The sequence below is a fragment of the Corallococcus exercitus genome (assembly GCF_042231735.1).
GTDB lineage: Bacteria > Myxococcota > Myxococcia > Myxococcales > Myxococcaceae > Corallococcus > Corallococcus exercitus_B.
In genome coordinates this window covers 7057030-7070769 of record NZ_CP102577.1, presented here as the reverse complement: position 1 = coordinate 7070769, position 13740 = coordinate 7057030, and the positions used below count along the sequence as shown (strand labels likewise).

The window sequence follows — 13740 nt, the reverse complement described above, 5'->3', positions numbered from 1 at the left end:
TGATCCGCAGTGCTCATTGAGTGGGAGGGAGGAAACGCACTTCCACATTGATTTTTTGTTCCTTGAACAACGCACGCAATGCGTCCGCGAACCGCTCCTCGGCAACGACCCATCGAACGCGTGTACGGCCAGCAACCCTGAGCTGCCGCTGAGCCTGCTCTAACAGGGGCATGACACCCTCGAAAAACTTCTTCGGGTTGAGATCCTTTCCGAAGAACTGTGAGTACCCAAGCCCCTTGGCTTCCAGAAGAACGTTCTCATCCAGATCATAGCCGTCGTAGTCGGCCTCCTCGTTCCCCCTCCGCACCCGGTACGCGGAGCCCTTCGGAGCGCCTGTCACCTGGGCCTGATAGTCGCGGGCACGGTCGGACATCGACTCCTTCACCTGTACCCACTTGCCTGGGCCTCCTGCCCGCGGCATCCCTCCGCTGCTGCCGCTCGGAGGAGGTGGGCCCACCGTGGCCATGGCCACCGCCGTAGAAGCGAGCGTCACCTCCACCACGCCGCCCACCACCGCCACCGCGCTCACGTCCAGTACGGCCGCCGGGTTGAAGCCCACCTGCGCCGTGCCCAGCCGCACCGCATCCGGGAAGCCCGGCAGCAACGTGAGCGCCGACGACAGCCCCACCGTCACGCCGTGACTCACCAGCACCGTGACGGCGAGCACGAAGATGCGCGCCACCTCCGGCCCCAATGCCTGAGCGAAGACTTCCGCCGCCTCCTCCAGCTCCTGGAACGTCGTCGCCCTGTCCGTTGCGGCCTTCAGCGCAGCGCAAGCCCGCACCACCGTGAGGAACGACTGCACGCCCACGTACGCCAGGAACACGGCGGCAATCACCGCCGCGGCCTTGGTGAACACGGGCTCCGGCACCGCCGCCAGCGCCACCCAGGACGCAATCGCTCCCGACACCACGGACACGAAGAACGCCGGGTTCAGCGTGTCCTCCAGTGCCTCACCAATACTCGCGCGCAGTGGGTCCAGCGACATGCCCACCGCGAGCGTCAGCCGGTCCAGCTCGCCAAAGCCCGCGCCGTCCTCCAGCAGGGACAGGCAATCCCCCGGAGCCTCATGCGCACGGCACCACCGCCCGTACCGGTCCCGCAGCATGAACCCGAGTCCCCGGTCCAGCTCCGCCCCCTTCCTCGCCACCGCGCGCACGACCCTCGACGGCCGCACCGTCAGCGGCACGTCCAACACCAACCGTGTCAGCGCGTCCTCGAACTCCCGCGCGCTGACCGGCACCCGCCTGTCCCACGTCACCGGGGTGTACGTCCGGGTCTCCCGCTCCGTGCGCAGCCGCACCGTGGGTCCGCTGGCGCAGCCCACCCAGAACACCCACAGCATCAGCCAGCAGCCAGCCCGTCCCCACGATTTCGTGCCCAAGCGGCGTCTCCAACCCACCACGTGTCATCTACACTGCCCCGAGGACCGCGACTGTCTCCCTGGTCCTCGGAGCAGAGATGACGTCGATATCGGATGAGACCCACCAGCGCATCACCGACCTCTGCGCCCAGGGAGACACGGCTGCGGGTGATGGCGACTTCGAGCAGGCCCTGAAGCACTTCAAGGCCGCCCTCGCCTTGATTCCGGAGCCCACGCGCGAGCATCAGCAGAACACCTGGGTGCGCGCCGCCATCGGGGACATGTACTTCCAGCTGGAGCGCTTCGAGGACTGCCGCGAGCACTTCCGCGAAGCCGTCCACTCGCCGGGAGGGCTCGGCAATCCCTTCATCCACCTGCGGCTCGGCCAGTGCGCCCTGGAGCTGGGAGACGAAGCCCGCGCGGCCGACGAGCTGGCCCGCGCCTACATGGGCGGAGGCGAGGAGCTCTTCGAAGGCGACGACGCGAAGTACCTGGAGTTCATCCAGTCCCGCCTGCTGCCGCCCCAGGACGCCTGACTCCGGCGCGGTAGGACCTGACCATGTCCTTCACGCCCCTGACGGGCCTGCACGCCTTCGTGACGGTGGCCCGGCATCGCAACTTCTCCGCGGCGGCCCGGGAGCTGGGGGTCTCCACCTCCGCCGTGAGCCAGGCGGTCCGTCAATTCGAGGCCCGGCTCGGCGTGACGCTCTTGAGCCGCACCACGCGCAGCGTCGCCCCGACGGAAGCCGGACGCCGGCTGCTGGAGCGCAGCGGGCCCGCGCTGGAGCAGGCGCTGGACGGACTGCGCACCGTCACGGACACAGGAGATGAAATCACCGGCACCGTCCGCCTGACCGTGCCGGAGCTGGTGATGGAGCAGGCCCTCAACGCCGTGGTGCCGCGCTACCTCGCGGCGTACCCGAAGGTGTCGCTGGAGATCCACGTCGACAGCCGCCGCGTGGACATCGTGAAGGAGGGCTACGACGGCGGCGTGCGGATGGAAGGCATTCCCAGGGACATGGTGCGCGTGCGCCTGTCGGAGCGCATGCGCTTCCTGGTCGTGGGCGCCCCGTCCTACCTCGCGCGCCACGGGGAGCCCCGGAGGCCGGAGGACCTGCTCCAGCACCGCTGTCTGGGCATGCGCATGGACTCCACGGGCGAGCCCTACCGCTGGGACCTGGAGCGCGGGAAGCGCTCCTGGCGCATCCCCGTCACGCCCGTGCTGACGACCAACGACCGCCGCGCCCGCGTGGCCATCGCCGAGGCCGGCGCGGGGCTCGCCTACGTCCCCGAGCCGGACGTCGCCTCCCAGCTGGAGCAAGGCACGCTGCGCATCGTGCTGGAGGAGTACGCCGCCTGGGTGCCGGGCTTCTTCCTCTACTTCCCCAGCCGCAAGCAGGCGTCCCCCGCGTTCCGCGCGTTCATCGACCAGGTGCGCACCCGCTAGGCCCCGAAGCCTCCCAGCGCCGTGCGGCTGAAGCTGGCCGCGCCCTGGCTGACGCGCACGGCGGACTGGCTGAACACCTGGAACGCGGCGCGGATCTCCTGGGCGCTCTGCCCCGGCGTCAGGATCCAGCGGTCCGCGATGCCCATCTCCTGGAACACGCGCCGGAAGTCCGTCACGCCGTCGTCAATGCCCATCGCCGCGACGATGTGGTTCTCCACCCGGTGCAGGTCCTTCACCAGCGCCGCCACGTCCTTTGCCCGAGCCTTCTGTGAGCCCGCGTCCGCGCCGTCCGTAATCAGCAGCGTCACCGTGCGCACCGGCACCCCGTTGCCGCTGAACTCCTGCGCCTTCGCCAGCACCGTGCCCAGCAGCACCACCGCCTGGTCGTACAGCGGCGTCCCCATATCCGCCGAGTAGTTCCCCGAGTGCATCCGCACCACGTCCTCCAGCGGCCGGAAGGGATTGAGCACGTGCCCGTTCAGGTAGCGCGTGTGGAACAACACGCCGTCCTTCTGCTGGCTCGCCAGGAGCGCATCCAGCACCAGGTTGTGCCCGTCGCACACCGTCTTCGTGTGCCCCGCGTGCGAGATGCTCCCGGAGTCATCCGGCATCACCGTCACCAGCACCACCTCGCTGGCCTGCACGTCGTCCACGTGGATGCCCAGGCCCGCTTGAATCTGCGCCCCCAGGTCCACCACCGTGAGCGTCTGCAACCCCGCGGGGCTCAGGATGCCCTCCGCGTGCGCGTCCTCGAAGAGCTTCGTGACACCCGTCCCGTTCGCCTTGCTCATGTCCGTGTCTCCCTTCGTGTCAGTGCCAATGCCAGCCGTCACGCCAGGTGCAGGTCCGGCCAGCTCGCCAGCGGATCCGTCGACTTCACCAGGTGCATGCCCGCGTCCGCGAAGCGCTTGAGCGCCGCGTCCGCCTGCGGCGTGAAGTCCGCCGCGAAGCCGCCCTTGCCGTCTGGCACGGTCACCGACGACATGCAGTCCGTCAGCAGGTACACCTTGCGAGCCAGCGCCGCGTCCTGCGCGACGATCTCCCCCAACAGGTCGTCGATGCTGCTCTTCACGCAGTGGCTGGCGGCCTGCCCGCCAATCACCACCGCGTCCGACGTGAGCAGCGTCTTCAGGAACTGCGTGTTGCGCTGCGCGAGCGGCTGGCCGTCATGCCGCATCAGCACCTCCGGCCGCAGCACCGAGTAGTTCTCCGTCAGCGGGTTGCCGCCCTTCACCTCCGCCCACGACTGCACGCCGCGAGCGAACGAGTGGAACAGCCGCGCCTCCTGCACCACACCCGACAGCGCGTGCCCGTCGCTGCCCAGCAGGCAGTGCGGCGGCCACAGGTAGAGCGTGTACTTCCCCGCGCGCTCCAGCTCTTCGCAGTAGAACTTCACCTGCTTGAGCAGCCACGGGTAGTTGCCCCCGCACAGCCACTTCGCCATGGCCGGGTTCGGCCGCGCCTGGCCGCGTTCAATCTGCTCGCGCGTCACCTCGCGGTACGGCTGGAGCGGCTGGTCGTCCTGGTCCACCCAGAACGACGGGAAGAAGATTTGATAGGCGAAGTGCGTGTCCAGCGTCGCGGTGACGTTCGTCAGCGTCCCCAGGTTCCGGTAGATGAACTCCGCGATGCGGCGGTTGTCGTCGATGGCGCCCCGGCCGCTGCGCCCCGCCACGTACAGCGAGCCGTCCGGGAAGCAGAAGTCCTTCTGCACGTCGATGAGCAGCAGGTGCAGGTTGAAGCGGTCGGTAGCCGCCGCCGTCACCCCCTGCGCCGCCTTCCACGCTCCGGCCTCCCGCTGGAGCTTCCCGGCATTCGGGCCGTAGCCGTACTCCGCCGCATGGTTGGCATTGTAGAACCCGGGCAGCGGCAGTTCCTTCGCATTCGCCTTCGTCATGTCCATCCCCCTGTCTGTGTTTCAGTTCATCCGCAACACGGTGAGGTCCTGGGCCCCCACCACCATCAAGCCCTCGCGCGACAGCAGCAGCCCCCGGCCCGCGTCCACGAACGGCTCCGCGTCCGGGAACTCGCGCACCGCCTCCAGCCGCCCCTGCCGGTGCTCCACGCGCGTCAGCCCCGCGTCCGTGGGGCAGAAGAGCGCGCCCGCCACCGCGCACTTCCCTCGCAGCGTCCCCAGCCACGAGCCGTCCCCCGCGTCGGCCCGGGCGCTCGCGCGCACCGCCCCGTCCGGCCCCAGCAGCACCGCGTGGTGCACCGTGCGGCCCCCGGTCTCCTCCGCGAGCAGCAGCCACACGGCGGTCCCGTCGAACACGGCCTCCGCGTCCAGCAACTGTCCGGACGGCCACGGCAGCGCGAGCCCGTCCCGCAGGCCCTTGCGCTCCACGTCGAACAGGAAGGCCCCCCTCAGCCCCGCCGCGCGGTGGAACCCCAGGCCGAACCGGGGCCCCACGAACAGCCGCGTCTGTCCTTGCAGCACGTCGCCCCACCGCTCGGGGCCATACGTGCCGTCCCGCCACAGCCCGCCGCCCACCGCCCAGAACCGGTGGCTGGCATTGGCCGCGAAGACCGGGCGGTTTTCACAGACGTCCACGCCCAGGAACTCCGGCCCCCGGCCCGGCGTGAACACCGCCACGCGTCCGCCCTGCCCCAGCAGCGTGACGTCCCCCTGCACCGCCCAGCGCAGCGACGGGTCCAGCGCGCCGAGCATCACCGTGCGCCCGTCCTCGCGGCGGTACGCGCCGTCCGCGTGGTAGACGAAGCGCACCACCCCGTCCTCCGCGCTCGCGTGCACCACCACGCCACGGGTGGTGAACTTCCGCTTCGCCGTCACCTGCCCGCGCACCGCCGACACCGGCGTGGCCGCCACCGTCGCGTTCGGCTGGCACGAGGGGCACGCGGTCCGCGCGTGCTCCAGGCCGCACGACGCGCACACCGTGAAGCGAAGCCCCTCCAGCACCGGCAGCGGGAACGCACCGCGCCGGTCCTCCACGAACACCTGGTGGAACAGGTGCAGCAGGTCATCCGGCAGCGTGGCCCGGGGCAGCGCGGGCTTGGGGTACTGCACGTCCGGGTGGAACACGGTGACGCGCTGGAGCATCCGTCCCACCGCGTTCAGCCGGGCCTCCTGCGCCTTCGGCTTGTGGATGCCGCCCTGTGGCCCCACGCACAGGAGTGACTGCATCACGGTGACGGCGAAGGCATACCAATCACTCTCCACCGTCGCCGGCCGAGCGGGCGTCAGCGCCTGCGCACCCGGGTCCAACCGCAGCGGGTCCAGGAACTTCTCCGTGAACACCGGGCAGAGGAAGGGACCGAACTGGAAGCTGTCCGCGTCGATGAAGTACGCGTCCGTGCCCACCGTCAGCACGTTCAGGTCGTTGAAGTCCCCCACCACCACGCCGCCCGCATGCACCGCCGCCAGCACGCGGTGCAGCCCCGCCAGCACCGTCACCGCGTCCGCCGCCTTGCCTCCCGCGCGCCGGAACGCCGGCTCGCTCCACCGGCGCAGCGGCTCCACGCCGTCCAGCTTGCGCATCGCATAGCCCAGCACCTCCACGCCCTTCTTGTCCGTGGCCAGGGCATTCGGCGTCACCACGCGCGCCGGCAGGCCCGTGGGGAACGCGCGCAGCTTGCGCTGGTGCTCCGCGAGCCGGGCCTTCGCCGCGGCCTGCTCGGGCACGAGGCCCAGGTAGTCCGGGTGCTCGGGCCGCTTGAAGACCTTGAGCGCGCGGCCATCGCCCAGGTCATACACATCCGCCTCGCCGCCCTTGCCCAGCGCCCTCTGCGGATCCAACCGGACCTTCCTGCCCTCGAGCCAGACGTCCATGGCCTCACGCCCTCCCCATCCGGCGGCGCAGCACCACCAGCGTGGTGTCGTCCGTCAGCAGCCCCGGCGCGCGCAGCAGCCGCCGCTCCGCGAAGTCCGCGCGCACCGACTCGCGGTTGAGCTGCGCCAGCCGCCGTCGCACCGCGTCCGGGTTCGTGAAGTAGCGGTCGTCCGTCCAGAACCGCGACAGCGGCCCCACCGGCTCGTCGCGCTCCGGCAACCGCGCCTGCGCGAGCCCCAGCAGGTCCCCCACCCCATCCGTGCCCACCAGCAGCGCGTGCACGTCGTCCGTGGGCAGCAGCGCCCGGGGAACCAGCGGCACGTCCTCGCCGCGCAGCAGCGCGTACGCCAGATACGGCGGCGCGTTGCCCGGGAACGGTCCCAGCGCGTGCACCTCGCCGTTGAGCATCCACACCCCGTCCCCCGACGAGAAGACCAGCGTGTGCGCCGGCGTCATCACCGCCCCCACGAGCGTGAAGAGCAGGTCCCCCAGCACGTCTCGCCCCAGCGCGGACACAAGGCCCTCCATCAGCTCCAGCACGTCCCCGCGCAGCCCCGGAAGGAAGTCCGGCCCGTCCACCGTCTCGCCCCGAGCCAGCCGCGCCTGCGCCGCCTGCGCCAGCCGCCGCACGCCCAGCTGCGCCCCCAATTCGCTGCACGGCTGGCTGCCACACCCGTCCGCCACCACCACCACCAGCCCGTGCTCGCTCTCCCGGACGCAGGCGGCGTCCTGGTTGTTGCGTCCCGAGCGCGCGTGCTCCCGGCCCTGCACCGAACCCACCGCGACGTCGAAGGGCAGCGTGGACATGGCTCTCCCGTGGCCCTCGAAGGGCACGCACGACGGAACCTGCTGGCGAGAGGACGGCCCCACGCCGTCCGACTTCGTGTATCTACGACACAAACATAGTGTCTGAATGACACGAAGTCAAGGCGACGTGGGACAACCTGTCAGCGGAGGGCAGGGGAGATGGCGGGAGGTCCGGGGGCTACAGCTCGAAGTTGAAGCCGGCCTTCTCGAGCTGTTTGTACTTCTTGTGGTCGAACCGGTAGAGGCGTGCGGCGCGGTGGGAGACGTCCTGCTCCACCTCGTCCAGTTCCTCCAGCAGGTCCATGGCGAGGATCTTCTTGCGGAAGTTGCGCTTGTCGAGCTCGCGCTCCAGCACCGTCTCGTACAGCCGCTGGAGCTGCGACAGCGTGAACTTGGGCGGCAGCAGCTCGAACCCGATGGGCTGGTAGCGCACCTTGCCCTTGAGCCGTTGCAGCGCGGTGGCCAGCACGTCCGCGTGGTCGAACGCGAGCTTCGGCGTGTCCCAGACGGAGAACCACGCCGCCTCGCGCGCGTCGGTGGACGCCTGGAGGTGGTGCTGGGACAGCTTCACCAGCGCGAAGTACGCCACGGTGATGACGCGGCCCCGGGGGTCGCGGTCCGGCGAGCCGAACGTGTACAGCTGCTCCAGGTGGCTGGTGCGCAGGCCCGCCTCTTCCTCCAGTTCGCGGCGCGCGGCGTCCTCCAGCGACTCCTCCATGCGCACGAAGCCGCCGGGCAGCGCCCACCGGCCCTGGTACGGCTCCACCCCGCGCTGGATGAGCAGCACCTTGAGGTCCTCCTCGTCCAACCCGAAGACGACGCAGTCCACCGTCACCGCCGGGCGCGGGTACTCATAGGTGTGGCTCACGTGGAAACCCTCCGGCCAGCATCGTGTCCAGAGGACACGGTGCCGGCAAGCGCCTTCGCGACTGGGAGGCGCAGGGCGGCTGGACAGGTCTCCATCAGCTCGTGAGCCCCCGCGCTCCGAAATCCTCCGCGAGACCACGCGCCCCACGCAGCGGCAGCGGTGGGCCGCGATGGGGTGATGGAGCGGAAGCCAGGAAGGTCCATGGACAGGGTCCCCCTGTCGGGAGCGGTGTCCACGAACTGGTCCAACAGTCGGACCAGTTCGCGGCGTCCGCCCCCCGAGGGCGCGCTGTCACGACGAGTGCCGAGGACGGTGGGCCCTTCGCGTGCATGTCAGACCCGTCTGGTTGGATGGGCGAAGCATGGGCGAGAGGGGCGGCGGAGATGGTGAGGGTGGGACTCGTGGCGTATGTGGAGGAGCAGATCGAGCAGGACATCGCGCTGAGGCGGCTGCCGAGGAACGGGCGGCTGGCCTCGGAGCGGGTGATGGCTCGCTGGTATGGCGTGAGCCGTGGCACGGTGCGTGAGGCCTTGCGGCGGCTGGCGGCACGGGGCCTGGTGGTGCAGCACCCCGGACGCCAGGCGAGAGCGGTGGCGCTGGACGAGTCCCTGACGCTGGAGAACCTGGGACTGGCGCTGCATGCCGAGCGCTCCGAGGAGTGCCGGCGACTGCTGGAGGGCTTCTTCAGCCTCAAGCGGCAGGTGCTGGTGGAGCTGCTTTCCGACTGCTGCGCGAATGCCTCCCTCATGGGTCTGGCGCCGCTGGAGGACACCCTCTTCCAGCTCTGGGACGCGGCGCGCTGGTACCCCGGGGAGCGCTGCGCGCAGCTCGAGTTCGAGTTGCTGCGGCTGGCGGCCCACACGGCCGGGCGTCCCGGACACCTGCTCCTCATCCAGTCACTGCAGCGCGCCTTCCGGGGCATTGCGGCCCGGTTGCTGCCCTTCATGGGCGGCGAATCGCTGCGCCAGTGGGTCATCTGCGCGAAGGGTGCCTTGGCCGAGCGTGACGTGCGGGCGCTCCAGCACCAGCTGCCGGCGCTGCTGAAGGCGTGTGATGAGCAGGTGCTCGACCAGTTCGCCCCACGTCCTCGGGAGCATGAATCTCCCGAGGCCCCTCACGCGCAGGAGTGCAGCCTCGAAGCCCCTTCGGCAGGCACAGCGCGGACTGATGCCTCCGAGGCACACCCCTGCGTTGAAACGCGTGGCCCCGCCGACAGCGTATCCGCCATCAAGCAGGACGATGCGCTTGAGGCCTGCTCATGCGTTGAGGAGCAGGGCTCCGGCGACTTCGTGTCAGCCCTCGGGCAGCACGACGCGATGGAGACATCCCCTCACGTTGAGGAGCACGGCCCTGGCGGCCTCACGCCAGTCGACGCGGCGCCTGGGGTTGCACCGCATGCCACTGGACAGGCCCGCCCCTTGGAGCCGGACAGGGCGGAGCCGCTGTCGCCAGCAGGATTGACCTCGGACGCCTCCGCAGGAGCCGTGCTTCCGCGCCGGATACGGACTTCTGGCCACCTCGGCTAGACGGCGACGAGCCGGCCCAGGCGGCGCCAGTCGACCAGCTGGACGTTCTCCTCCGCCAGGTCGAACTCCAGCGAGCGGCGCATGCCCAGCACGTCGCCGCCCATCTGGAAGGGCACCTCGCGGTCGAAGTCCATCCGCAGGCGCTCCACGAAGAAGTCGTGCATGCGCGGCATGGGGTGCTCGCCGCGCCACAGGCGGAACATGTTGCGCGTGGCCTCCATCACGCCCGCGCCGTACACGCGCACCGACAGCCGGTGCGGCACCGCCTGCGCGAACGGGAACGCCTTGAAGCCGAAGCCCCACTCCGGCGTCGTCGCCGCGCCCGCCACGCCCGCGGGGCCCTGGTACAAGAGCTGCCCCGCCCCGCCGTTGGGCACCGGCCGCACCGCGCCCGTCGCGTCGATGGTCAGCGCGGACGCACCCAGGTTGTAGACGGAGACGTTCGGGTTGCCCTCGCCGAACAGGTGGCGCGGCACCGTGCGCGTGAACATGGCGCCCAGGTAGCCGCGCAGGCCGGACTGCGCCTTCTTCAGCGGCCCGGCGGAGGCGAGCTGGTTCTTGAAGTCCTGGATCATCTCCGCGTCCCAGCCCGTGCCCGCGAAGGGCGCCACCCGGCCCTCCACCCGCACCAGCGAGAAGGGACGCAGGGGCGGCAGGCGCTCGCCGTACGCGGCGATCTGCTTCAGCGCCACCTGGGGACGCGGCGCGCCGGTGACGCGGGCCCAGGCATTGCCCGTCCCCAGGGGCAGCACGCCAATGGCCGGCAGGGCGACGCCCTGGGAGCGCAGCTCGTTGAGCAGGCCGGTGATGGTGCCGTCGCCCCCGCCCGCGAGCAGCAGGCTGGGCGGGTCATGGCGGAGCTGGTCCACCCACTCCCGCGCCTCTTCCAGGGAACGGGTCAAGGCCACCCGGGCCCGGGGGAGCAGGTCTCTGACGAGCCCGCCCATCCCCTCGGTCCCTTTACGCGCACGCAGATTGACGAGGACGGCGATGTTCATGGCGGGCGCGACTCTTCCCCAGTTCATGTCATGGCCCCGTCACGAAAAGCGCCCCGGCATGGGGACGCCCCTTGGGAACATGGTCATCACGCGCCCAGCGCGTGGGCGAGCCGCGCCTCCAGGTGACGCTCGGCCGCACGCCGACGCAGCGTCACCGCCGCGGCGGCCAGTCCGCCGGCCACCAGCAGCCGCCGCAGCCATGTTTTTCCGGTGCCGTGGTAACCCCCCGACGCCGAGTCCCCTTCCGCCATGGGCTGGAAGACGTTGCCGGAAGTGGGGCCCTGCCGCTGGTTCTTGAAGTGCAGCACGTCCGTGCCGGACTTCATGGTGCGCTCGAACGTGCGGGGGAACAGGCCGTGCATCGCCGAGAAGCTCCTCCCGGAGCCCCCCACCATGACCTCGTCCTGCGGGTGGCGCAGCACGCGGAGGATGGTGCGGGCCACGCGCTCCGGCGTGTAGACGGGCTCCACCGGGCGGATGCGCCAGCCGGTGTAGTTGGCGGTGTGGCGCCACAAGGGCGTGTCGATGGCGGCGGGCATCACCGTGCACACGTCGATGCCCGTCTCCAGCAGCTCCTGGCGCAGCGACGCGGAGAAGCCGCGCACCGCGAACTTGGAGGACACGTAGGCGCTCAGGTACGGCGCGGGCACGGCGCCAAAGGTGGAGGACACGTTGACGAGCGTCCCGTAGCCCTGGCGCCGGAACTGCGCCAGCGCCGCCCTCGCGCCGCTCACCGTGCCGAAGAAGTTGGTCTCCATGAGCTGGCGGAACGCCTCGTCCGGCGTCTCCTCCAGGCTGCCCAGCATGTAGACGCCCGCGTTGTTCACCCAGCCGTCGAAGTGGCCGAAGGCGCCCACCGCCGCTTCCGCCAGCTTCCGCACCGCCGCGGCATCCGCCACGTCCGTGGGCACCACCAGGGCCTGGACGCCGTGGGACTCGCACTCGGCCGCCAGCTCCTCCAGGGAGTCCTCCCGGCGCGCGGCGAGGACCACGTGGGCGCCCTTCTTCGCCAGCAGCAACGCCGTGGCCCGGCCGATGCCGCTGGAGGCGCCCGTGATGACGATGACCTTCTTCTTCCAGATGCGATCCATGGAGTGGGGTCCTTGTGGCTGGCTCGACGGCCCCCGGGGCCCGAGCGTTCAAGAGGGTCGGTGGGCGCCTCGTCCATGACGCCGCACGTCGGAGAAGGTGGGGATGGCCCCGACGTCCTACCCGGGCCACCGGCGACTCACCTGGAGGGCAGCCAGCGAGGCAGGGGGCCCGGAATCCGGACGGAGGTCCACGCGCGGGACCGGGGAGCGGGGGCCGGGGGTCGCTGGCCTGGAGGGTGGACAGTCCGGTAGAGGACGGAACGCGGCCTGCATCGCCGGTCCGGCCATTCCTTCCACACCCACGTGACCATGCCCTTCCGACCGAAGCCGTCCGCGTTCGCGCTGCTGCTGTGCCTGCTGTGCGCCACCGCCACGTGGGCCTCGCCCCACCGGCTGGTGGTCTCCAGTGGAGACTGCCGGGACGCGGAGCTGAGCGGCCAGTCCAAGGCGTTCTACGACGCCCTGCGCTCCCGCCCCGAACAGCGCGTGCTGGGCGTCCCCGAGTTCGCCGAGCGCCTCTTCCCCGCGTCCTCGCGCTCCTTCGAGGACCTCCAGCGCCAGCTGGACGCCGCGCAGGACCAGTTCTACGAGGGCCGCAACGCCCGCGCGGCCCAGCTCCTGGACGACGCCCTGCGCGACATCCGCCGCCTGCCGCCGGGCGAGCCGCGCTGGAAGCTCTTCGCCCACGCGCAGCTCCTGCACGGGCTCAACCACCGGGCGCTGGGGCGGACGAAGGACAGCGACGCCGCCTTCCTCCAGGTGCTGCGCCTGCAGCCGAAGTACCAGCTGGACCCGGACCAGTACGCCCCCTCCATCCGGCAAGCCTTCGAGAAGCTGCGCCGCGAACAGGCCCGGACGCCCAAGGTGAAGCTGTCCTTGAAGTCCACGCTGCCCGCGTCGGACGTGTACCTGGAGGGCTTGAGCGTCGGGCAGACGCCGCTCACGCTGGAGCTGCCCGCCGGGGCGTACGAGCTGTCCATGGTGAAGGGGGACGCGGTGAGCTTCCCCCGCCAGGTGCAGGCGCAGGGGGCGGACACGCCGCTCCTGGTGGACCTGGCCTATGAGGGGTCGGTGACGGCCGCGCCCTTCCCGTGCCTGTCCGCCGCGGACGGCAGCGAGGAGCGCACCTGGAGCCACGCGGTGCGCCTGGGCGGCACGCTGGGCGTGGAGGAGGTCATCGTCGTGCGGCTGGAGCGCCCCAGCAGCGGGCCCAAGTGGTTCGCCGCCACGGTGCTCAACGTCGAGGGCGGGCAGAAGCTGCGCGAGGGCGGCTTCAAGACGCAGGGCCTGGACGCGCCCGGCGAGGCGCTCTCCGCGCTGGTGGACTTCGTCACCACCGGACGCTCGCCCTCCAACCTCGTGGTGATGAACAACGCCAACGGCAAGGCGCCCTGGGACGCAGGGAGCCATCGCGGCACGGCGGCCTCCGGCACGGGCGCGGACCTCACCGCCCCCCACCTGCTGTCGGAGGACGGGGCCAGCGGCGAGGCGGCCCCCCGGACGGGCCTGCGCACGGCGTCGTACGTGGCGGTGGGCGCGGGCGTGGCGGCGCTGGGCGGCGCGGGCGTGGTGCGGCTGTTGGCCCAGAAGGACCTGAACGGCCTGGAGGACCGCCGCGCGGCCAACGGCGGCCAGCTCGTCAGTACGGATGCCCGGGCCGTGGCGCTGCGCGACTCGCTGGTGGGCAAGAGCCACCTGATGACGGGGCTGCTCGTGGGCGGCGGCGCGGCGGTCGTCACCGGGGCGGTGCTCTTCCTCGTGTCCTCGCCCGCGAAGCCAGCGCCCGTGACGCTGGGGGTGGCGGCGGACGGCACGGGCGCGGCGGCGAGCGTGTCCGGATCGTTCTGAGGGG

12 protein-coding genes are annotated in these 13740 nt (G+C 71.0%); 4 read left to right on the top strand and 8 right to left on the bottom strand.

The window, feature by feature from the left end:
• Nucleotides 1-13: 13 nt before the first annotated feature.
• Nucleotides 14-1384: a Tox-REase-5 domain-containing protein gene (locus tag NR792_RS28340; RefSeq protein WP_375755820.1), complete on the bottom strand. Its 1371-nt coding sequence runs from the start codon at nucleotides 1382-1384 to the stop codon at nucleotides 14-16.
• 77 nt (nucleotides 1385-1461) lie between these two features.
• On the opposite strand from NR792_RS28340, the gene NR792_RS28335 reads away from it, so the two are divergent.
• Nucleotides 1462-1899, top strand: coding sequence for a tetratricopeptide repeat protein (locus NR792_RS28335; protein WP_375755819.1), 438 nt, complete (start codon nucleotides 1462-1464; stop codon nucleotides 1897-1899).
• A 23-nt stretch (nucleotides 1900-1922) separates the two neighbouring features.
• On the top strand, nucleotides 1923-2810 hold the full coding sequence (locus NR792_RS28330) for a LysR family transcriptional regulator (protein WP_375755818.1): 888 nt from the start codon (nucleotides 1923-1925) through the stop codon (nucleotides 2808-2810).
• Here NR792_RS28330 and NR792_RS28325 read toward each other — a convergent pair.
• From NR792_RS28325 to NR792_RS28305, 5 genes are all read right to left on the bottom strand, one after another.
• A complete protein-coding gene (locus NR792_RS28325; RefSeq protein WP_207055370.1) occupies nucleotides 2807-3601 on the bottom strand; it encodes a hypothetical protein in 795 nt (264 codons plus the stop codon). The genes NR792_RS28330 and NR792_RS28325 overlap by 4 nt on opposite strands.
• Before the next feature lie 38 nt (nucleotides 3602-3639).
• Nucleotides 3640-4707, bottom strand: coding sequence for a nicotinamidase (locus NR792_RS28320; protein ID WP_375755817.1), 1068 nt, complete (start codon nucleotides 4705-4707; stop codon nucleotides 3640-3642).
• A 21-nt stretch (nucleotides 4708-4728) separates the two neighbouring features.
• The gene (locus NR792_RS28315) at nucleotides 4729-6597 is read right to left on the bottom strand and encodes a hypothetical protein (protein ID WP_375755816.1); all 1869 of its coding nucleotides are present in this window, start codon (nucleotides 6595-6597) and stop codon (nucleotides 4729-4731) included.
• A 4-nt stretch (nucleotides 6598-6601) separates the two neighbouring features.
• Nucleotides 6602-7405 carry a protein phosphatase 2C domain-containing protein gene (locus NR792_RS28310; RefSeq protein WP_375755815.1) on the bottom strand — a complete coding sequence of 268 codons (804 nt, stop codon included), beginning with the start codon at nucleotides 7403-7405 and terminating at the stop codon, nucleotides 6602-6604.
• A gap of 178 nt (nucleotides 7406-7583) precedes the next feature.
• Complete coding sequence (locus NR792_RS28305; RefSeq protein WP_375755814.1) at nucleotides 7584-8273, bottom strand: NUDIX domain-containing protein; 690 nt, start codon at nucleotides 8271-8273, stop codon at nucleotides 7584-7586.
• Between the two features lie 383 nt (nucleotides 8274-8656).
• Between NR792_RS28305 and NR792_RS28300 the strand changes: the two genes are divergently transcribed.
• Nucleotides 8657-9799: a FadR/GntR family transcriptional regulator gene (locus tag NR792_RS28300; protein ID WP_375755813.1), complete on the top strand. Its 1143-nt coding sequence runs from the start codon at nucleotides 8657-8659 to the stop codon at nucleotides 9797-9799.
• Here NR792_RS28300 and NR792_RS28295 read toward each other — a convergent pair.
• Nucleotides 9796-10797 carry a diacylglycerol/lipid kinase family protein gene (locus NR792_RS28295; RefSeq protein WP_375755812.1) on the bottom strand — a complete coding sequence of 334 codons (1002 nt, stop codon included), beginning with the start codon at nucleotides 10795-10797 and terminating at the stop codon, nucleotides 9796-9798. The genes NR792_RS28300 and NR792_RS28295 overlap by 4 nt on opposite strands.
• Before the next feature lie 86 nt (nucleotides 10798-10883).
• Entirely contained in the window at nucleotides 10884-11888 is a 1005-nt protein-coding gene (locus NR792_RS28290; RefSeq protein WP_375755811.1) for an SDR family NAD(P)-dependent oxidoreductase, read from the bottom strand.
• 309 nt (nucleotides 11889-12197) lie between these two features.
• Between NR792_RS28290 and NR792_RS28285 the strand changes: the two genes are divergently transcribed.
• Nucleotides 12198-13736, top strand: a complete 1539-nt coding sequence (locus NR792_RS28285; protein WP_375755810.1) for a PEGA domain-containing protein — start codon at nucleotides 12198-12200, stop codon at nucleotides 13734-13736.
• The last annotated feature ends 4 nt before the right edge of the window (nucleotides 13737-13740 follow it).